This is a genomic window from Sorangium sp. So ce887, assembly GCF_051521455.1.
Taxonomy (GTDB): domain Bacteria; phylum Myxococcota_A; class Polyangia; order Polyangiales; family Polyangiaceae; genus Sorangium.
On sequence record NZ_CP150354.1, the window covers coordinates 1053193 to 1071788 of the forward strand.

At 71.4% G+C, this 18596-nt stretch carries 18 protein-coding genes; 14 read left to right on the forward strand and 4 right to left on the reverse strand.

Annotated features, from left to right (window positions below):
• Window positions 1-21: 21 nt before the first annotated feature.
• From WMF36_RS03985 to WMF36_RS04020, 8 genes are all read left to right on the forward strand, one after another.
• Window positions 22-1305: a YcaO-like family protein gene (locus tag WMF36_RS03985; RefSeq protein ID WP_437578269.1), complete on the forward strand. Its 1284-nt coding sequence runs from the start codon at window positions 22-24 to the stop codon at window positions 1303-1305.
• A complete protein-coding gene (locus tag WMF36_RS03990; RefSeq protein ID WP_437578270.1) occupies window positions 1302-2708 on the forward strand; it encodes a TfuA-like protein in 1407 nt (468 codons plus the stop codon). The genes WMF36_RS03985 and WMF36_RS03990 overlap by 4 nt, the downstream gene beginning before the upstream one ends.
• On the forward strand, window positions 2705-3667 hold the full coding sequence (locus WMF36_RS03995) for an ABC transporter ATP-binding protein (RefSeq protein ID WP_437578271.1): 963 nt from the start codon (window positions 2705-2707) through the stop codon (window positions 3665-3667). The genes WMF36_RS03990 and WMF36_RS03995 overlap by 4 nt, the downstream gene beginning before the upstream one ends.
• Window positions 3664-5013: an ABC transporter permease gene (locus WMF36_RS04000; protein WP_437578272.1), complete on the forward strand. Its 1350-nt coding sequence runs from the start codon at window positions 3664-3666 to the stop codon at window positions 5011-5013. Before WMF36_RS03995 ends, WMF36_RS04000 begins: the two co-directional genes overlap by 4 nt.
• A 34-nt stretch (window positions 5014-5047) precedes the next feature.
• Window positions 5048-5251: a LysR substrate-binding domain-containing protein gene (locus WMF36_RS04005; RefSeq protein ID WP_437578273.1), complete on the forward strand. Its 204-nt coding sequence runs from the start codon at window positions 5048-5050 to the stop codon at window positions 5249-5251.
• 14 nt (window positions 5252-5265) lie between these two features.
• Window positions 5266-6213 (forward strand): STAS domain-containing protein, encoded by a 948-nt coding sequence (locus WMF36_RS04010; protein ID WP_437578274.1) that lies wholly within the window; start codon window positions 5266-5268, stop codon window positions 6211-6213.
• A gap of 112 nt (window positions 6214-6325) precedes the next feature.
• Complete coding sequence (locus WMF36_RS04015; protein ID WP_437578275.1) at window positions 6326-6793, forward strand: hypothetical protein; 468 nt, start codon at window positions 6326-6328, stop codon at window positions 6791-6793.
• Between the two features lie 40 nt (window positions 6794-6833).
• Window positions 6834-7259 (forward strand): STAS/SEC14 domain-containing protein, encoded by a 426-nt coding sequence (locus tag WMF36_RS04020; protein ID WP_437578276.1) that lies wholly within the window; start codon window positions 6834-6836, stop codon window positions 7257-7259.
• A gap of 99 nt (window positions 7260-7358) precedes the next feature.
• Here the strand turns inward: WMF36_RS04020 and WMF36_RS04025 are convergent, their stop codons facing one another.
• Window positions 7359-10910 (reverse strand): DNRLRE domain-containing protein, encoded by a 3552-nt coding sequence (locus WMF36_RS04025; protein WP_437578277.1) that lies wholly within the window; start codon window positions 10908-10910, stop codon window positions 7359-7361.
• 381 nt (window positions 10911-11291) lie between these two features.
• On the opposite strand from WMF36_RS04025, the gene WMF36_RS04030 reads away from it, so the two are divergent.
• Window positions 11292-11726 (forward strand): STAS/SEC14 domain-containing protein, encoded by a 435-nt coding sequence (locus WMF36_RS04030; protein WP_437578278.1) that lies wholly within the window; start codon window positions 11292-11294, stop codon window positions 11724-11726.
• Window positions 11727-11807: 81 nt separating this feature from the next.
• On the opposite strand, the gene WMF36_RS04035 is transcribed toward WMF36_RS04030, so the two are convergent.
• From WMF36_RS04035 to bioA, 3 genes are all read right to left on the reverse strand, one after another.
• The gene (locus WMF36_RS04035; RefSeq protein WP_437578279.1) at window positions 11808-12653 is read right to left on the reverse strand and encodes a GFA family protein; all 846 of its coding nucleotides are present in this window, start codon (window positions 12651-12653) and stop codon (window positions 11808-11810) included.
• Between the two features lie 227 nt (window positions 12654-12880).
• Window positions 12881-13600: a CPBP family intramembrane glutamic endopeptidase gene (locus tag WMF36_RS04040; protein ID WP_437578280.1), complete on the reverse strand. Its 720-nt coding sequence runs from the start codon at window positions 13598-13600 to the stop codon at window positions 12881-12883.
• A 163-nt stretch (window positions 13601-13763) separates the two neighbouring features.
• The gene (bioA, locus tag WMF36_RS04045; protein WP_437581849.1) at window positions 13764-15047 is read right to left on the reverse strand and encodes an adenosylmethionine--8-amino-7-oxononanoate transaminase; all 1284 of its coding nucleotides are present in this window, start codon (window positions 15045-15047) and stop codon (window positions 13764-13766) included.
• Window positions 15048-15527: 480 nt separating this feature from the next.
• On the opposite strand from bioA, the gene WMF36_RS04050 reads away from it, so the two are divergent.
• From WMF36_RS04050 to WMF36_RS04070, 5 genes are all read left to right on the forward strand, one after another.
• Entirely contained in the window at window positions 15528-16379 is an 852-nt protein-coding gene (locus WMF36_RS04050; protein ID WP_437578281.1) for an alpha/beta fold hydrolase, read from the forward strand.
• A gap of 104 nt (window positions 16380-16483) precedes the next feature.
• A complete protein-coding gene (locus WMF36_RS04055) occupies window positions 16484-17251 on the forward strand; it encodes an RNA polymerase sigma factor (protein WP_437578283.1) in 768 nt (255 codons plus the stop codon).
• Between the two features lie 6 nt (window positions 17252-17257).
• Window positions 17258-17500 (forward strand): anti-sigma factor family protein, encoded by a 243-nt coding sequence (locus tag WMF36_RS04060; RefSeq protein WP_437578284.1) that lies wholly within the window; start codon window positions 17258-17260, stop codon window positions 17498-17500.
• Between the two features lie 236 nt (window positions 17501-17736).
• Window positions 17737-17973, forward strand: coding sequence for a DUF433 domain-containing protein (locus tag WMF36_RS04065; RefSeq protein ID WP_437578285.1), 237 nt, complete (start codon window positions 17737-17739; stop codon window positions 17971-17973).
• Window positions 17974-17987: 14 nt separating this feature from the next.
• The gene (locus WMF36_RS04070; RefSeq protein ID WP_437581850.1) at window positions 17988-18356 is read left to right on the forward strand and encodes a DUF5615 family PIN-like protein; all 369 of its coding nucleotides are present in this window, start codon (window positions 17988-17990) and stop codon (window positions 18354-18356) included.
• Window positions 18357-18596: the final 240 nt, after the last annotated feature.

Sequence of the window (18596 nt, forward strand, 5' to 3'; positions counted from 1 at the left end):
GCAGAGCGAAGGAGAAGCACCGTGGAGACTCAGACAAAGCTTCCGCCCATGCCGGGGCTCTCGGGCCCCGAGAGGAAGCGCTTCCTGAACGGCACCCACCGCACGGCCTCGCCCGAGGAGACCTTCGATCGGATCAAAGGCTTCATGCCGGCGATGGGGATCACGCGGATCGCCAACGTCACCGGGCTCGACGCGATCGGGATACCGGTCGTCGTCGTCTGCCGCCCCAACTCGCGCTCTCTCTCGGTCAGCCAGGGAAAGGGGCTGACGCTCGCGGCGGCGAGGGTCTCGGGGCTGATGGAGTCGATCGAGGCCTATCACGGCGAGAACATCCTCCGGCCGCTGCTCCTCGGCTCCTCTCGCGAGCTCCGGCGCTCCCACGCGATAGCCGACGTCTTCGCGCTGCCGCGGACCTCGAGCGTGCCGCTCGACGAGGACACCCCGCTCCTGTGGGCCGAGGGCTACGACCTCATGCGCGGCGCCCCGGTGTGGGTCCCCTACGAGCTCGTGCACGTCAACGCCACCACGACGGGCCGCGTCAACCCGGGGATCTTCTGCTGCTCGACCAACGGGCTCTCGTCGGGAAACGGCATCCTCGAGGCGGTGAGCTACGGTATCTGCGAGGTGGTCGAGCGCGACGCCACGGCCGTGTGGGGGGCCCTCACCGACGAGGAGCGGGACGCGAGGCGCCTCGATCTCGACACCATCGATGATCCCGGCTGCCGCGAGGTGCTCGCGAAATTCTCGGCCGCCGGGATCGCCGTCGGCGCGTGGGAGACCACCTCCGACGTCGGTATCCCCTCGTACGAGTGCCTGATCGCCGAGCGGACGGAGGACGCCATCCGGGCGCTTCACGGCTCCGGCGGGCAAGGCTGCCATCCGTCGCGCGCCGTCGCGCTCCTGCGCGCCCTCACCGAGGCCGCGCAGACCCGGCTCACGGTCATCTCGGGCGCGCGCGACGACCTCCTCCGGACCGACTACGACCGCCACCGGAGCCCCGATCAGGTCCGGCACCTCCGCCGGCTGCTGACGGCGCGCGGAGAGCGCCAGTTCTCCGCGGGGCCGACGTTCGCGGGCGACACGTTCGAGGACGACGTCGCCTGGCAGCTCGAGCGGCTGCGCGCGGTCGGGATCGACAGCGTCGTCGCCTTCGATCTCACGAAGCAGGAGTTCGGCATCGCCGTCGTCAAGATCGTGATTCCCGGGCTCGAAGGGATCCACTCATTCCCCAGCTACATCCCTGGCCCTCGGCTCCGCCGCGCGCTCGATCGCCGGAGCGCGAACAGCCTGAAGGAGATCGCATGAGCCTCATCGTCTTCATCGGTCCGACCCTCTCGCTCGAGGCCGCGCGGGCGGAGCTCGACGCCATCTATCTGCCGCCGGTCTCGCAGGGCGACGTCTACCGGGCATGCGCGAAGCGCCCGAGCGCGATCGCGATCATCGACGGCTACTTCGAGCGGGTCCCGGCGGTCTGGCACAAGGAGATCCTCTTTGCGATGGCGCAGGGCATCCACGTCTTCGGGAGCTCCAGCATGGGGGCGCTGCGCGCCGCCGAGCTCTCCGCCTTCGGCATGGAAGGCGTCGGCGCCATCTTCGAGGGGTACCGCGACGGCCTCATCGAGGACGACGACGAGGTGGCCGTCGCCCACGGCCCCGCGGACAGCGGCTTTCGCGCCGGCTCCGAGGCGATGGTCAACATCCGCAGGACGCTCGACGCCGCGGCGGCCGCGGGCGTGATCACCGCCGTCACGCGCGACGCGCTCACGGCGATCGCAAAGGCTCTTTACTATCCCGACCGCGCCTATCCCGTGATCCTCGACGCCGCGTCCCGCCACGGCGTCCCGCAGAGCGAGCTCGCGTCGCTGCGCGACTTCCTCCCGAAGGGGCGCGTCCACCAGAAGCGCGACGACGCGATCGCGCTGCTCCGGCACCTCCGCGCGCGCGCCGAGGCGGGCTTCTCGCTGAAGACCGTCACGTACAGGTTCGAGGTCACCGAGTTCTGGTGCCGCACCGAGCAGCTCGCCGGCGAGATGGTCGCCGCGGAGCGCCCGGGCGCCGGCGACGCGTCGCCGTACGACACGGTCGTCTTCGACGGCATCCTGGACGAGCTCCGCCTCGACGCGGCGGCCTACGGCCGGGCGAAGCGCGGGGCCATGCTCCGTTACCTCGCGCTGAAGGAGGCCGAGCGGCGCGGCATCACCGTGGACAACGCCGCGCTGGAGCGGACGTCCGACGCCTTCCGCCGCGAGCGGCGCCTCTACGAGCCTGACGACGTGAAGGCGTGGATGCGTCAGTTCAGCGTCGGCTGGGGCGAGCTGACGAGGCTGCTCCGCGACGAGGCGCTCATCGGCTGGGTCGACAAGGCGATCGACGAGGCGGCGCAAGGCCACGTCCGCGACCACCTCTCGGTCTCTGGCGAGTACGCGAAGCTGCTCTCTCGGGCCCGCGACAAGCAGCAGCGCCTCGCCGAGCTCGGCCTGTCGAACCCCGCCTTCTCCGACGCCGGGATGACCGAAGGCGACCTCACCCGGTGGTATTTCGAGCGATGCCTGGGCGCGCCCGTGCCGCCCGATCCGGCGAGCGCGCTGCGCTCCGCCGGCTTCGCCGATGCGGACGAGTGGAAGCGCGTGGCGCTGCGCGAGGTGTGTTATCGCCGCGCCGCGCCCGGCGACCGGGCCGCGAGCGCCTCGGCCCCGGAGCGCCGATGACGCCCGCGATCTCGCTGCGCGGGGCGACGAAGGTCTTCGCGTCGCGCCGGGCCGTCGACGCCGCGTCGTTCGAGGTGCGGCGCGGCGGCGCCACCGCCCTCCTCGGCCGGAACGGCGCTGGAAAGACGACGACGATGCGCCTCGTGACAGGCATCCTCCTCCCCGACGAGGGCGCGGTCGAGGTCCTCGGAGGCAGGAGCGACAGCGTCGCGATCCGCGATCGCGTCGGGTACCTCCCGGAGGAGCGAGGCCTGTACAAGCAGATGCCGGTCGCCGATCACCTGGCCTTCCTCGGCGAGCTCAAGGGCGTCCGCCCGCGCCGCGCGCGCGAGAGCGCCGCGCGGCTGCTCCGGTCGCTCCAGCTGGAGCACGTCGCGCGCGCGCGGATCGAGACGCTGTCGAAGGGCAACCAGCAGAAGGTGCAGCTCTGCGGCGCGCTCGTCCACGACCCGGAGATCCTCGTCCTCGACGAGCCGATGTCGGGCCTCGATCCCGTCAACGCCGTGCTCGTGACGAGGCTCTTCGGGGAGCTCCGCGCCGCCGGAAAGACCCTCCTGCTCTCGACCCACGTCATGCCGCTCGCCGAGAGCCTGGCCGACCACGTGGTCGTGGTCGATCGGGGGCGCGTCGTCCTGGAGGGGCCCGTCGGCGAGGTGAAGGCGTCCTTCGCCGGCAACACCGCGCGCATCGAGTTCGACGGCGACGGGACCTTCCTCCTCGGCATCGACGGTGTGGTGAGCGCGCGGTTCGAGCCCGGCGCGGCGGAGCTCGTGCTGCGCGACGCCGGCGACGCGCAGCGGGCGCTCTCGGCGGCGCTCCCGCGCCTCCGGGTGCGGAGGTTCGAGGTCTCGTCGCCGTCGCTCGACGAGATCTTCTCTCGCGTCGTCGGCGAGGGCGCCCCGCCGCCGCTCGCCACCAGGGCGCGCGCGGGCCGGGGCTCCGCGCTGGAGGCATCGTGAGCCGCATCCTCGTCGTGTTGAAGCGCGAGTACGTCGCCTCGGTGAAGACCGCGTCCTTCGTCCTCACGACGCTCCTCCTGCCGGTCCTCTTCGCCGCGATGGGCCTGCTCCCTGCGCTCATCGTCGCCGCGGGCGTCGGCGACCGCTCGGTCGTCGTGGTCGACGGGACAGGCCGGCTCCGCGGGGTCGTGGAGGCCGCCTTCGCGGGCCTCGCCGAGGAGGCGTCGGCGCGGTCCGCCGCGAGGTCGCTCGGCGCCGCGATGGGCAGCGCGGTGCTCCCGAGGGCCGCCCGGCTGCGGCTCACCTACGTGGCCCCCGGGGACGCCGCCGCCACGAGCGCGGCGGTCGCGGCGCTGCTCGACGGCGCCAGGGCGGGCGTCGCGACGGGGGGGCACGGCGTGGACGCCGTGGTGGTGCTCCCGCCCGCGATGCTCGAGGACGCCGGCGCGCGGGGCGCGCTGTACGCGAGCGGGGCTGACCTCGAAGCCGTCGAGCACGCCGCGGCGGTGGTGGCGCGCGGCGTCGCCGTGGCGAGGTGGACGGCGGGCGGCCGCGACGCCGCCGAGATCGAGGGCCTCCTCTCGCCCCCCGCGTTCGCGTCGGCGCCTCTCTCCCGGAGCGGCCCTGGGGGCCCCGGCGGCGACCTCGACCTGCTCGTCGCCTTCGGCTTCGGCGGCCTGCTCTTCGTCGCGATCCTCCTGAATGGTCGCGAGATCTTGCGCCGCATCGTGCAGGAGAAGTCGGACCGGATCATGGAGATCCTCCTCTCCTCGGTGACCCCGTTCGAGCTCCTGTCCGGCAGGATCCTCGGCCTCGCCGCCGCCGGCCTCACGCAGATCGTCGTGTGGCTCGGGATGGCGGCTGTCGCGGGCGTCGCGATCGGCGCGCTGGGAGGGCCGCGCCTCATCGACGCCGAGACCCTGTTTCGTCCCATGGTCGCCGTGTATTTCGTCGTGTTCTTCCTCCTCGGATACCTCGTGAACGTGGCTGTCTATGCCGTCGGGGGCGCGGCCGCGAGCTCGGAGAAGGCCGCGCAGCAGCTGATGAGCCCGATCTCGATGGCGCTCTCCGCGCCGCCGTTCTTCCTCGTGGTCATTGCCGGTCACCCCGGCTCGACGCTGGCCGTCGTGCTCTCGATGATCCCGATCTACGCCCCGATGGTGATGTTCGTCCGGGTCCTCGTCTCCGACCCGCCGCTCTGGCAGATCCTCGTCTCCATCGGCGGCACCGGCGCGACCGTGCTGCTCTTCGTCTGGGTCGCCGCGAAGATCTTCCGGATAGGCGTCCTCGCGCATGGCGCGACGCCGACCCTGCGCGAGCTCTGGCGCTGGGCCCGCGCCGGGTAGGGGTCCCATTGGCCGAGAATGAATCCACAGGAAGGTGCCTTTGACGGTCGCCGGCGCCGCCGTGCTGGCGCCATGGTCCGTCGCGGCGCACGTGGCCCAAGGTCGCCTCGTCGAGCTCTTCCCTGGCTACCCGCCGCCCGAGCAAGGCGTGTTCGCCGTCCATCCCGGCACCGAGCACGTTCCGGCGAAGGTGCGAGCCTTCGTCGAGCCCGTGCGCGCCTTCGCCAACCACCGCTGATGTGGGCGACCGCTGTGAAGCATGAAAACCTGATATACCTCCCGGCCGGAATAGGACCGAGGGACCGGATGAACTGTGACGTGAATTACGGTGATGTCGTCGCGGAGAACCAGCACCTGAAGCAGCGCATCCGGGAGCTGGAGCAGGCCGAGGCGGAGCGGGATCGCCTCCAGGCGGCGCTGCGCCAGAGCGAGGAGCACGCGCGCATCTTTGTCACCTACACACCGGCCGCGGTGGCCATGTTCGATCGGGACATGCGCTACATCCTGGCCAGTCACCGCTGGCTGGCGGATTTCGCCTTGAAAGAACGAGAGATCACCGGCCGGTGCCATTATGAGCTCTTTCCCGAGATCCCCGAGCACTGGAAGGCGGTCCACCGGCGCTGCCTCGCAGGGGCCTCGGAAGGGAATGATGAGGAGCCCTTCCCGCGGAGCGACGGGCGCGTCGACTGGGTGCGCTGGAAGATCTTCCCGTGGTACACGACGAGCGGCGAGATCGGCGGGATCATGCTGTTCACGGAGGTGATCACCGAGCGAAAGCGGCTCGAGGATACGCTCCGGATGCAGGCGAAGACGCTCCAGGAGCTGTCGACGCCCATCGTGCCCATCAGCCAGGGCGTCCTCGTGCTGCCGCTGGTGGGCGTGCTGGACGCGGCGCGGGCGCAGCAGATGATGGAGAACCTGCTGGGCAAGGTGGTCGAGCGGCAGGCGCAGGTGGCGATCATCGACGTCACGGGCGTGCCGCACATCGACACGGGCTCGGCGAGCGCCCTCCTGCAGGTGGCGCGGGCGGTCCGGCTGCTCGGGGCGCAAGTCATCCTGACAGGCATCCGGCCCGAGGTGTCCCGGGCCATCATCGACCTCGATATCGACCTCGCCGGCATCGTGACCCGCCGCGACCTGCAGAGCGGGATCGCGTTCGCGACCGCGATGAACCTGAAAGCACCGCTGTCTCCGCCGTGACGCCCCCGGCCCGGGGGCTGCTGTACGGCAGGGCTCGGTCCGGGCTGGCTCGCGGACCGGAGGAGGGGCGCTCGGTTGCGGGCGCTCGAGCAGGCGTGGTACTTGTCGCTGCATGAGGCCTGGGGGATCCTTGCTTGTCCTCATCGGCGCGTGCGCCTTCTTCGCGTGCGCGTGCTCCGAGACGGCGCGGCCCGCGGCGGGCCCTCGGACCGCCGGCGCTGCCAGCGCGCAGCCTCCTCGCCCTCGGGTCCATGTGTATCCGGCGGCGGATCTGGAGCGGATGGCGCGCATCGCCGCCGCGCGCTGCAAGAAGGCGGGCACGCCGTCGGACGCGACGTGTCTGCTCACCCAGGCCTCCGCCTTCCTGAGGTACCCTCCCGGGGATCTCGATTGCCGCTACGTCGCGGGGACCGCGCTCTCCGTCGCCGAGTGCTCGGAGTTCGAGGAGGGCTGCATGAGCGTCGACCCCGGGGATCTCGTTCGCCAGCTCGACGCCCTCGAGAGCGCCGGCAAGGACTGCCAGCGCGAGCCGACCGACGGCGAGCGGGCCGAGGTGCTGAGGCTCGCGGGCGCGACATGATGGGCTGAATCGCCGTCGCGACTCGGCTAGCATGCTTGGCATGAGCGGTGTCGGCCTCGAGAACGCGTGCCCCGATGTTCGTGACGAGCCCGACGGCATCGTGCGCCTGGAGATCCACGGCGATGTCACGGACGATCGAGCGCGCGCTCTCGTCGGCGTGCTGCGGCGCATGGCGGAGAGCGGCCGCGAGGTCCTGGTGCTCGCCGACGCGCGTCACACGGGCGCGATCCCGGCGTCGGCGCGCAAGGCGGCGGCGGAAGAGCTGCGCAGCGTGCGCCTCGATGCCGTCGCGATCGTCGGAGCGGGATTTTCCCTGCGCGTCGTCGTGACGCTTCTCTCGAAAGGCGTGCACCTGCTCACAGGAAAGCCCTACCCGCAGCAGTTCTTCATGACGGAGGACGAGGCGCGCGCGTGGCTGCTCGCTCAGCGAGACGCGCTCCGGGCCAGGCGGCGCTCGGTCCCATGAGCTGGAACGGCTACAGGTGGGAGCTCACCGCGGGCGCCGCGGCCGCTGAGCGATGTCCCGGGCGCGCGGTTCGGTCGCGACCTCCGCGGCGCCTCCTGGTTACTCGGCTGCGTGATAGCAGACGTCGAGCTGCGGCCTGCGCGCGACGTCGGGATATTCGCTCGCGCGGAAGTCGGTCCTGTTGCTCGCGTCGACCAGCGCGACACCATGGTTCGGCTGCGCGCCGTTGATCCAGCCCTGGACGAGAGACGTCAGCTCGGCGGAGGCAAACGCGTCGGTTTGCGCGAGCGTGGTGAGCGAGGCCTCGACGGTCGGGCTGTATCCGCTGAAGTCGCCGTCATCGAGGGTGAGCTCTTCCCAGGCGCCGTTCACGCGGTGCACGGTGACGACGCTGCCCGCGGGCTTCCAGGCATAGGAAAGCGAGAGGGTCGCCGAGGTCACGCTGGAGCCTGCCGGGATGAACGACAGATCGTAGGCCAGGACCGCCGTCGCCGGGCGGACCGCGCCCGCGCCGGTGATGAGGTATGGATACGCGCCGTACGCCCAGCCGGTCGTGAAGTCCTCAACGAAGGAGTCCTGCACACCGCCGAACGTGTCGCGCCGCACGCTGACGCACTCGAGGTCGCACGCGTTGCCGAAGCTGTCGCCGTCCGAATCCGCCTGGGAGGCGTTGGACGCCGTCGGGCAGTTGTCGTGCGCGTCAGGGACGCCGTCGCCATCCATGTCCGGAGCGGACGCGATGCGAAAGCGCGCCACGCCTGGATCGTGGTCACTGGCCTGGTCGGCGAACTCCGCGTTGACGTGGACGACGTCGAAGCCCAGTAGCTTCGGTCCGGCCAGGTTGGCGCTGACCAGCACGTGGTCGAGCACCTGGCCATTGCCGTCGAACACGTACGTGTAGCGCTCCTCCGGCGGGAGCGTCTCGATGAGGGGGGCCAGCCCGGCTTCCTTGAGGATCCCGAGGGGCGCCGAGAACTGGAAGTCGTTGAGGTCGCCCAGGACCACCACGTTTGCGGACGGGTCGCTGTCGAGGATCCGGCGCACGAAGCCGGCGACCACCGTGGCCTGCTGCCGTCGTTGGGCTTCGCTCGAGAGGGCCGGGGGCTGGAAGCGCCCGTACAGCGGCTCATCGCCGCCCTTGGAGTTCCAGTGGTTGGCCACCACGAACAGCGGCTCTCCGTTCCAGCGGAGCTCGCCCGCCAGCGGCTTGCGACTGTTACCGAAGGCCGGGTTGCCCGGGTCGATGCGGCCCGGGCTGTAGCGCAGAGACACGCCGCCCGCGCCGCTGAGCACCTCGTTCGGCGTGAGGGCGCCGGCGCCCGGGCGGTCGACGAACTCGAGCCCGCGGTCGGTCCGGAACAGGAAGCCCACGCGGATGTTGCCGCCCGGCTCGCCGCCGTCCGCGCCATCGACCGGATCGATGCTGCGGAACTGATAGGTGGTGGGCCCGCCTGACACGGCCGCGACCGCGGCGATGAGCCGCGCGAAGGTATCCGATGCGTCCACCACCGCATCGTTGCTCGGGCCGCTGTTGTCCTGGACCTCTTCGAGCGCGACGAGGTCGGGGCTGCCGAGGCCATCGACGAGGATCCGGGCGAGGCGATCGAACTTCTCCTGCGGATCGCCCGGATCGAGGTTCTCGACGTTGAACGCGGCCACGTCGAGGTCGTCGGCGCTCCGCGCTCCCAGCGACGCGCTCTCACGCGGGAGCGCCGAGAGCGCCGCCGGGAGCGCATCGTCGACCGGCAGGAGCTTGTAGTTGGCGAAGTTGTAGTCGACCGTGCCCACGATGGGCCCGGCGAACGTGGCGCCGACGTCCAGCGCCGGCGTCGAGGTCCTCAGGGGGACCTGGAGCAGGATCCGCTCCGGGTTGAAGTCGCCTGGGCTGATGACGACGGCCCCGCGCGCGCTTCGCAGGCCGGCCGCGTCGCCGGTGGCCGGGTCGCTGTCGCCCGGGATCAGCGCGATCTCCGCGGTGCCGGAGCTCGTGAACCGGCGGGTGGGGCCCACGACGGCCGGGTCGTTCAGGCTCACCCGCGTGCCCTCGAGGCTCTCCCAGAAATCGATGCCGTCGGCCTCGGGGTCGACGTGGTTCGCGGCCTCCACGCTGCCGCTGGCGTCGTCCTCGATGGTCTGCGCCGGGGGGCGGCGCGAGCCGGGCGCGAAGCCGACCGGGACCGGGGGCGGCAGCGCGTTGCCGGTCGAGAGGACGGCGATCTGGGGGCGGTCGAGCTCGGTGACGGTCAGGTTGTGGTACGCGCTGCCGCGGGAGGGCGTGCACGGGTCGGCGCAGCCGGCGCGGTACTCCGCCACCTCGCCGGTGAGCTCGACAAGGTCGCCGACCCTCACCGCCGGCGCGGCTCCGGTGAAGACGAGCAGGCCTTCGGAGGTGGCCGGATCGCCGTCCGGCGCCGGCGACTCGACGGTGAAGCCGTTGCTGCGCAGGCTCGCCACGAGGCCCGTTGTCTTCACGACCGTGCCCAGAAGCGGCGAGAGGTGCGCGCGCCCCTGGATCTCATGGATCGCGACCGTCGGCGCCGCGTGCCCCGTCGTGAACGAGACCGACACGTCGGCGGGCAAGGGCTCGATCGTCGCGTTGCTCCCCGGGTCCTGCTCCTGCACGCCGCTCGCCCGGACGACGAGGAGGCACGCGGCGCTGGCGGGGAGCGGCTCGGCCGGCGTGAGCGTGAAGGCGAGGGGGCCGCCGCTGATCGCGATCGGGCGCGCGCTGCCCGCGCAGGAGAGCTCGAAGGCGTCTACCGCGACCACCGGTTCGCTGAACGTCACGCTCAGGCTCGCGGTCGGGTCCACGCCGGTCGCGCCGCCGCTGGGCGCCGTCGCGGTCACCACCGGCGGGGTGTCGCCGCCGCACGCGAGCGCCGCGGTCGACGTGTTGCGGGGCGCGGGTGTCCCGGTCGAGAGGTCGTCGACGTTGCTGCCCGTGTCCTGGCAGCCAGCGCCCCGCCGGAGCGACGCCGTCGCGTTGGCGGTCGCCGGAGCCGGCGCGGCGCCTTCGAAGTAGCTGGCCCCGCCGTAACCGACAAGGTCCTCGATGAGCGCCTCCTGGGCCGCCGAGCACGGCGCGGTGCCGCCGTTGCAGCCGAGGCCCGTGGCCTGCCGGACCACGGCGACCTTCCCCGCCGAACCGCTCATGTTGATGGGGGTCGTGTCGACGAGATCGGGGGCGGGGACCGGCGCGCCGTTGCCCGACCCCGCGGCCTCCCGCACGAGCAGGTACTGGCCGGGCTGCAGGGTGATCGCGGGCAGCTCGGTGAGCTGCGTGGTCGTGGCCCCGAGGGCGCCTGTGCGGCTGGCGCTCGCGTACTGGATGGACCACCCCGCGAGCGACACCGGGCTGTTCGACCGGTTGAACAGCTCGACGAAGTCGTGCGTGTACACGGCCTCCGCGTTTCCCCCGCCGCCGTACACCTGGCTGATGACCACGCGCCCGCTCGGGAGGGAGACGGCCTGTTCGGCGCTCCCGAGCTCAGCGGGCTGCTCGGCGCTCCCGAGCTCGCCGGCATCCGGCGAGCCGCCGCAGCCCCAGGCGGTCGCGAGCGTCAGGGCAGCCGTCCATCGAATGGAGTGAAGTCGAAGAAGAGAGTACCCCGCGCGCGAGCGCGCGCGCGGAAACAAGAACAGATTTCGCACGATGACACCTGTTGGCGTTCGAATACGATTGGAGGAAGTGGCCGCGGCAGACAGTGGCGGCCACTCTCACATTACGCCGTGCCATGTGGTGCGGGTGTTACTTCTTCATGAAGTCGCGCCTGGCCAGACCGACCGACCCGGGCGTGGGCAAGGAAGGCCCATCAACCCACCGGCGCATTCGCCGATCCTTGCCGGACTACGAAGAGGTGGTTGTCATGGCCAGCGGAGGATCTCGGAGCCACCTGTCCTCAAGCCATCCAGCTTGGAGCTACTCAAGTAGCTCGCCATCGACCCCCGCTGCGAGCGACGCGCTCGCCCGCCCGCAACGACGGCGGCGTTGACCCGAGAGCACGCGCGTCGCCGCGCGGCGGAGGAGCTAGCATGCCCGGCATGAACGATTTCGGCCTCGAGGACGCGGGCTTCGACGTGCGCAACGAGCCAGACGGCATCGTGCGGGTGTCGCTGCACGGCGACTTCACGGAAGAGCGAGCGCGCGCCATCATCGGCGCGCTGCGGCGCGTGGCGGAGAGCGGCCGCGAGGTCCTGGTGCTCGCCGACGCGCATCACGTGGGCGCTATCCCGGCGTCGACGCGCAAGGTGGCGGCGGAAGAGATGCGCAGCGCGCGCCTCGACGCCGTCGCGATCTTCGGCGTGAGCTTTTCCCTGGGCGTCGTCTTGACGCTCCTCGCGAAAGGCGTGCAGATCGTCACAGGACAGCCGTACCCGCAGCAGTTCTTCGGCACGGAGGACGAGGCGCGCGCGTGGCTGCTCGCCCAGCGAGACGCGATCCGGGCCACTCGGCGCCCGGTCGCATAGGTGTGGGGCGTGGAGGGCAGGTGATCCCCCGGATCGGCGCGGCGGCTGGCGTGGCTGCGAACCCCCGCACCTCCTCCTCGGTCAGGCCTGGGGCGGGAGCTCGGCGAACTGCGGCAGCTCGTCCGTGATCGGGAACCAGCTCGCCTTGGAGCCGACGAAGATGTGGGCTCTCGGGCGGATGCCGGGATCGGTGTCGAGCGCGCCCGCGGGCACCACGGCAAACCCGCGCTCGGGTGACTTGCGCGGCGCTGCGCCGCCGCAGCGCGTGCAGAACGCCACGCCGAAGAACCGCGCCTCGGGCACCTTGTAGCTCGCGACCTGCGCCTCACCGCGGACCCAGCGGAGCTTGTCCAGGGCGACGAGGACGTTGGTCGCGTGCGCGGCGCTGCGCCCGCGGCGACAGCGCGAGCAGTGGCAGCTCATCATGAGGATGGGCGTGCCATCGAGCTCGAAGGCCACGTCGCCGCACAGGCAGCTCCCCTGGGTGACGCCCTCCTTGGGCGGGACCGCGGGACGCGAGACGACCGGCCTCTGGATCTGGGGCGGCCAACCCTCGAACTGCGGCAGGGAATCCGTGATCGTGTACCAGGGCGCCTTGGAGCCGACGAACTGGTGGAACTGTGGCTCGATGCCGAGATCGCCCTCGAGGTTACCGGCATGGAACAGGGCGAGCTGCCTCTCGGGAACGAGCAGCGGCATGGCCGAGCCGCAGGTGATGCAGAAGGAGCGATGGTCGCTCGCGCAGGACGTACGGATGGCGTGCTCGCCGGCGAGCCAGCGAAAGCCCGACAGCGGCGCGACCACCGCGGTGGCGAACGCCGAGCCGTGGAACTTGCGGCACATCGAGCAGTGACAGTTCAGCATGGTCTGGAATGGACCGCCGATCTCGTAGCGGACCGTCCCGCATAGACACGCGCCCTTGGTCATGGTCGTACCTCTCGTGGTCGTGAGCGATCCGGGTGAGCCGGAGCGATGACCTGGGCGTGCACGCTAGCACCGCGGGGTTCACAGGCACGCGTCCGGATCCGGTGCTCGACGCGAGATCGGAGAGCCGCAGGTCGGTGAGGGCCAGCGCCTCGAATCCTCTGTTGCCGTCCCATCGAGCCGCGGCCCCGCGGCCCCGCGGGCTGGCCAGCGCTGCCCCCCGCGCCGCCTCAGATAGACCGCAGCGCGATCATCCCGATCAGATTGATGATCGAGTGCGCCACGACGCACGGCCAGACATTGTTCCGTCGCACCGCGAGCGTCCCGAGCACCAGGCCGATGGCGAAGGTCTGTACGACGCCGAGCATGGATTGATAGAAGTGGCCGGCCGCGAACAGGGCGGACGACAGCACGATGGCGCCGATGGCGGCGGAGCGGTCATGGGGTCTGGGGGACAGGGCGGCCCGCAAGCGCGAGACGAAGAAGCCACGGAAGACCAGCTCTTCGTACATGCCGGTGAAGAGCGCCAGCGGAAGGACGAGGGCCGGCGGGAGCTCGGAGAAGCCGCCGAGCGCGGCGGTCTTTTCGGCGGCGAGCCGCTCAGGGGCGAGGCCCGCGACCAGCGCATAGACGGCCGCTCCCACGCCGGCGGCCAGGTAGCAGGCCACGAGCCCGAGCAGACCCGAGGTCAGGACGGCGCTCGGAGCCTCGCGCCGGAAGCCGAGCGTGCTCCAGGGCTCTCGAAGCACGGCGAGCATGACGGCGACGCTGCCGAGCAAGACGCCACCGCCGAGGGCGACGCCCTGGGCGATGTCCCGCGATGAGAGCGCTCGCGCGTCGCGGCCCGCCGCCTGGCCGAGCGTGATGAGCGCCAGCAGGATGGCGGCGACGACGAGGACTTGCAGCGCTGCCTTTGCGCGGCTCGTGCTGGCAGGGGCGGTGGTGGACATGGCAGGGGTCGGGAATGAGGGCTCGGCGCCCGCGGCGGGTGAGGCGAAGCGGGGCGTCACGAGCCCGCGCTCCGGTAGATGACGGCGTTGTGAGCCAGGTTGCCGGGCGCGTCGACGAACCCTCGGAACGTCGCCCTTCCTGAGGCGAGCAGCCGCCCGCGGCTCAAACCTCGGACAGCACGCCCACGATGGCCTCGCTGATGCGCGACAGCTCTGCTGGCTCGATGATGTAAGGCGGCATGGTATAGACCAGCTTCCCGAAAGGCCGTATCCAGACGCCGCGCTCCACGAAGGCCGGCTGCACGCGCGCCATGTCGACGGGCTGCTTGAGCTCGACCACGCCGATGGCGCCGAGCACGCGCACGTCGGCCACCGCGTCGAGCGCGCGGCAGGGGGCGAGCTCGCGGACGAGCTGCGCCTCGATGGCCGCGACGCGCGCGCGCCATGGCGAGCCGAGCAGCAGCCGGATGCTGGCCAGCGCGGCGCTGCAGGCGAGCGGATTGCCCATGAACGTGGGGCCGTGCATGAACACGCGCGGCTCGCTCCCGGCGATGGTCTCGGCCACCCGCTCCGTGAAGAGCGTGGCGGCCAGCGTCATGGTGCCGCCGGTGAGGGCCTTGCCCAGGCACAGGATGTCCGGCGCGATGCCCGCGTGCTGGCAGCCGAACATCTCCCCGCTGCGACCGAAGCCGGTCGCGATCTCGTCGAGGATGAGCAGCACGTCGTGGCGGTCGCAGAGGGCGCGCAGCTCGCGCAGGTAGCGTGGGTGGTAAAAGCGCATCCCGCCGGCGCCCTGGACGATGGGCTCCAGGATGACGGCCGCCACCTCGTGAGCGTGCCGCTCGAGCAGCGCGGCCATGCTGTCGAGCGCCTCCGGCGACCACGGCGCGCCGAAGGCCGGCCCAGGCGCCGGGGCGAACAGGTGCTGCGCGAGCGCGCCGCGAAAGAGGTGGTGCATGCCGTTCACGGGGTCGGTGACCGCCATCGCGCCGAACGTGTCGCCGTGATAGCCGCCGAGCACGCTGACCAGGCGGCGCTTCTCCGGCTGCCCCCGCGCGATGAAGAACTGCAAGGCGAGTTTGATGGCCACCTCGACCGACACCGATCCGGAGTCGGCGAGGAAGACGCGCGTCAGCGGCTCGGGCGTGAGCGCCACCAGCGCCTCGCACAGCTCGACCGCGGGCGCGTGGGTGAGGCCCCCGAACATGACGTGGCTCATCCGCCCGAGCTGGGCGCTGATCGCCGCCGTCAGCGCCGGGTGCGCGTAGCCGTGGATGGCGGCCCACCACGAGGACATGCCGTCGATCAGCTCGCGGCCGTCGGTCAGCGTGAGACGAACGCCCTCCGCGCGCTCGACGGCGAACAGCGGCGCGCTCGAGATGGGCGCAGTATAGGGGTGCATCACGCAGCGGCGGTCGCGCGTGATGAGATCGTCTCGACTAGCCACGGAGCTCTCCTGGTGCCTGGCAGGCCGGCGGGTTGCGGGCGTGTTCGAGCAGCCCACCCGGCGGGCTGTGGCGCGCGAGCGCGCGGGTTCCTCGGAGCTCGACCGATCGCCAGGGCATCGCGACGCGTCTAGCCCAGGACGCGCAGCGCCACCAGGGGCCGCCGCGGCGCCGGACGCGGCGCCGGACGGCTCCCCGGTGCCCGGCGCTGCGGCGCCCGGCGGCTCCCCGGTGCCAGAGCCGCGCGTCCGACGCTCTCTGCCCGGCTCCGCCGCGCCGGAGGCGCGAGGCCGCGGCCCCCTCCGTACGATTCCTCGATCGGCCTGTAACGTTCGGCCCCCCTCCGAGACTGTGCCCTTAGCGGGATGAGCCGCCGCGGCGCCGGGGACACGCCCGGGCGCATGGGCGCGCGCATCCATCGCGACTCGAAACACCGATGACGTCGCGCTCGAGGAGAGCCTGGCGACGATGAGGAGACATCCATGAACGGTCTGCTTCGCAATGTCCTGCGGTTTGGCACCATGATCTCGGCCGCGGCGCTCATGTCGTCCGCGTTGCCCGGCTGCGGCGGCGGGGACGGTGACGGCGGGACGGGCGGCGGCGGTTCCCAGGGGGAGGGCAAGAACACGTATGTCCTGGTCCACGGCGCCTTCGTGGGCGGCTGGGGCTGGGACAAGGTGGTGCCGCTCCTCGAGGCCGGCGGCAACGAGGTGATCGCCCTCGATCTCCCCGCGCACGGCGAGGACAAGACGCCCCTCGCGAGCGCCAGCCTGCAGGCCTATACCGACGCCGTGGTGGCGGCCATCGACGGCGCCTCGCGCCCCGTGGTCCTCGTCGGCCACAGCATGGGCGGCATCGTCGTGAGCCAGGCCGCCGAGCAGCGGCCCGACAAGGTGAAGACGCTCGTCTACCTGACCGCGTTCCTGATGAAGGACGGTCAGTCGCTGAACGAGGAGTGGGCCGACGACCAGGGCGCGGAGATCAAGGCGTACGCGGTCCCGTCGGACGACGGCACCTCGCTGTCCTTCAAGGAGGGGTGGGCCGAGAACGCCTTCTGTCAGGACTGCTCTCCGGAGGACATCGCGCGGCTCGAGAGCCACCTGCGCGAGGAGCCTGCGAAGCCGTTCGGCGAGCCCATTCATGTCACGGAGGAGAGGTGGGGGAGCGTCCCCCGGGTCTATATCGAGGCGCTCAAGGATCTCGCCATCAGCCCGGCCGAGCAGAAGTCGCAGTACACGGCCTTGCCCTGCGAGCGGGTCATCTCGATCGACGCGGGCCACGCCCCCTTCCTGACGAAGCCGCAGGAGGTCGCGGACGCGCTGACATCTCTGTGACGCGGGCGGCGGCCGTCGTCCTCCGCGGGACGGGCCGCGCCGGATCGGCGTCGACCCTTGGCGTCGATTGATGCGGGGCTGGGCGGCGTGATACCGTGCTCCGCGTGTCCCACGACCTCCCGGCCGGCGCCGGCGCCGGCGCCGGCGCCGACGGCACAGAGGCCGCATCGGCGCAGCGCGCATCGGCCGAGACAGGCCCGCTCCTCGCGGCGGGCGCTCCGGGCGGCGCGGCCTCGTCCGCCGCGCCCGAGTGCGCAGCCTATGGGGACGACATCGCGCTCGTCCGCCGGCTGCTCGCAGGGGACGAGCGGGCCTTCGAGCAGCTCGTGACCCAGCTCCACACGCCCATGCTCCGGCTCGCCCGGACCCTCGCCGGTCCCGCAGGCGCGCAGGAGGTCGTCCAGGAGACCTGGGCGGCGGTCTTCGACGGGCTCGTCCGCTTCGAGGGGCGCTCCGCGCTGAAGACATGGGTGTTCAGGATCCTGACGAACCGCGCCAGGACCTGGGGCACGCGAGAGAAGCGCACGGTCCCTGTCGCGTGGCAGGAGGACGGGGAGCAGGGCAGCGAGCCGGCGGTCGATCCGGCCCGATTCGACGGCACGGGCGACTGGGTGAATCCGCCTGTCCCGTGGACGGAGCAGAGCCCGGAAGGTCTGTTGCTGCGCAAGGAGATAGGCGCCGTGCTCCAGCGGGAGATCGAGGCGCTGGTGCCTGGACAGCGCGCGGTGGTCCTGTTACGCGACGTGGAGGGGTGTCCCTCCGGCGAGGTCTGCGAGATCCTGGGCATCAGCGAGGCGAACCAGAGGGTCCTCTTGCACCGTGGCAGATCGACGCTCAGGACCGCGCTGGAGCGATACCTGACGAGGGGGTGAGCGCGCATGCTCGTCACGTGCTGTCAGCTGACGGAGATGATCACCGACAGGAAAGAGGGAAAGCTGTCCTCGGAGCAAGAGGAGGGCTGTGCGCGGCACCTCGCGTGGTGTGACAGGTGTCGCACCTACCTGCGGCAGATGGAGCTGACGGTCGACGCGCTCCGGGGGATCCCGGGCGAGCCGCTGCACGACGAGGTCCGCGCCGCGCTGTTCGCCCAGTTCCAGCGGCGGAAGACCACCGCCGACTGAGCTGAGCTGCCTGGGCAGCGGTGGAGCGCAGGCCGGAGGGCGGTGCCGCGGGGGTGCCGTGCCCGCCGCGCTGCCGCGGGCGTCGGCCGCGCCGGCTCGGGCGTCGGCCGCGCCGGTTCGGGCACCGGCTGCGGCGGCTCGGGTGCGGGCTGCGCCGCCCGCCGATGTCGTCCCGCTTTCCCCGAGAAAGCGGCAGAGGGGAGCCGAGGAGCCGACGATGAGGTAACCTCGACAGCATGCCGACGGAGCTGCTGACAAGGATCACGCACGACCCCGCCGTGATGGGGGGCCGGCCCTGCATTCGAGGGATGAGGGTGACGGTGGGCACCCTCGTGGGGCTGCTGGCCGCGGGGCACCCGATCGAGGAGGTGCTCGAGCTCTATCCCTACCTCGAGAGGGACGACGTGATGGCGGCGCTCTCCTATGCGGCATGGCGCGCCGAGGAGGTTGAGCTCCCGCTGAAGGCATCATGAAAGTTCTGGTGGACATGAACCTCTCGCCGACCTGGGCATCGTTCCTGAAGGGCGAGGGGATAGAGGCCGTTCACTGGGCTGCAATCGGCGACCCTCGAGCACAGGATCGAGAGCTGATGGCCTGGGCACGTCAGGGCGGGTACATCGTCTTCACGCACGACCTCGACTTCAGCATCCTCATCGCCACGACCGGCGCCAGCGGTCCGAGCGTCCTGCAGATTCGAACCCTGGATCCTCTCCCCAGCGCGGTAGGTGGCGATGTCGTCGGCGTGCTTCGCAAGCACGCCGACGCGCTCGACCGAGGAGCGATCGTCACCCTCGACGGGGCGACGTCACGGGTCCGTATCCTGCCGATTCGACGAGCAAAGGAAGACCCTGGCTAACACTACCACCTCGGAGACCCTTTCCCGCGCTCCTGGCATTCGACGCCGGGTGATGCTGTCATTTGCCCAGAGAGGTTCCACATGGAGTCGGGAAGGCGGAAATTCATCCAGGCTTTCTGCCCGCCTTCCCGGCTTCCCGTTCAAATGACTGCACCACCAACCGACGCCGAGGGGGGGACATGCCGGTCGCGCCGTCCCGGGTCTCGACCGAGCTGGCCCGCGGCTTTTCCGTGGCCGCGC

What these genes read in the sequence shown, in the direction of transcription:
- WMF36_RS04015 (WP_437578275.1), top strand. Translation starts at nt 6,326, where the DNA reads ATGAGGCCTGGGGGATCCTTGCTTGTCCTCATCGGCGCGTGCGCCTTC.
- WMF36_RS04020 (WP_437578276.1), top strand. Translation starts at nt 6,834, where the DNA reads ATGAGCGGTGTCGGCCTCGAGAACGCGTGCCCCGATGTTCGTGACGAG.
- WMF36_RS04050 (WP_437578281.1), top strand. Translation starts at nt 15,528, where the DNA reads ATGAACGGTCTGCTTCGCAATGTCCTGCGGTTTGGCACCATGATCTCG.
- WMF36_RS04030 (WP_437578278.1), top strand. Translation starts at nt 11,292, where the DNA reads ATGCCCGGCATGAACGATTTCGGCCTCGAGGACGCGGGCTTCGACGTG.
- WMF36_RS04035 (WP_437578279.1), bottom strand. Translation starts at nt 12,653, where the DNA reads ATGACCAAGGGCGCGTGTCTATGCGGGACGGTCCGCTACGAGATCGGC.
- WMF36_RS04070 (WP_437581850.1), top strand. Translation starts at nt 17,988, where the DNA reads ATGAACCTCTCGCCGACCTGGGCATCGTTCCTGAAGGGCGAGGGGATA.
- WMF36_RS03995 (WP_437578271.1), top strand. Translation starts at nt 2,705, where the DNA reads ATGACGCCCGCGATCTCGCTGCGCGGGGCGACGAAGGTCTTCGCGTCG.
- WMF36_RS04040 (WP_437578280.1), bottom strand. Translation starts at nt 13,600, where the DNA reads ATGTCCACCACCGCCCCTGCCAGCACGAGCCGCGCAAAGGCAGCGCTG.
- WMF36_RS03990 (WP_437578270.1), top strand. Translation starts at nt 1,302, where the DNA reads ATGAGCCTCATCGTCTTCATCGGTCCGACCCTCTCGCTCGAGGCCGCG.
- WMF36_RS04060 (WP_437578284.1), top strand. Translation starts at nt 17,258, where the DNA reads ATGCTCGTCACGTGCTGTCAGCTGACGGAGATGATCACCGACAGGAAA.
- WMF36_RS04065 (WP_437578285.1), top strand. Translation starts at nt 17,737, where the DNA reads ATGCCGACGGAGCTGCTGACAAGGATCACGCACGACCCCGCCGTGATG.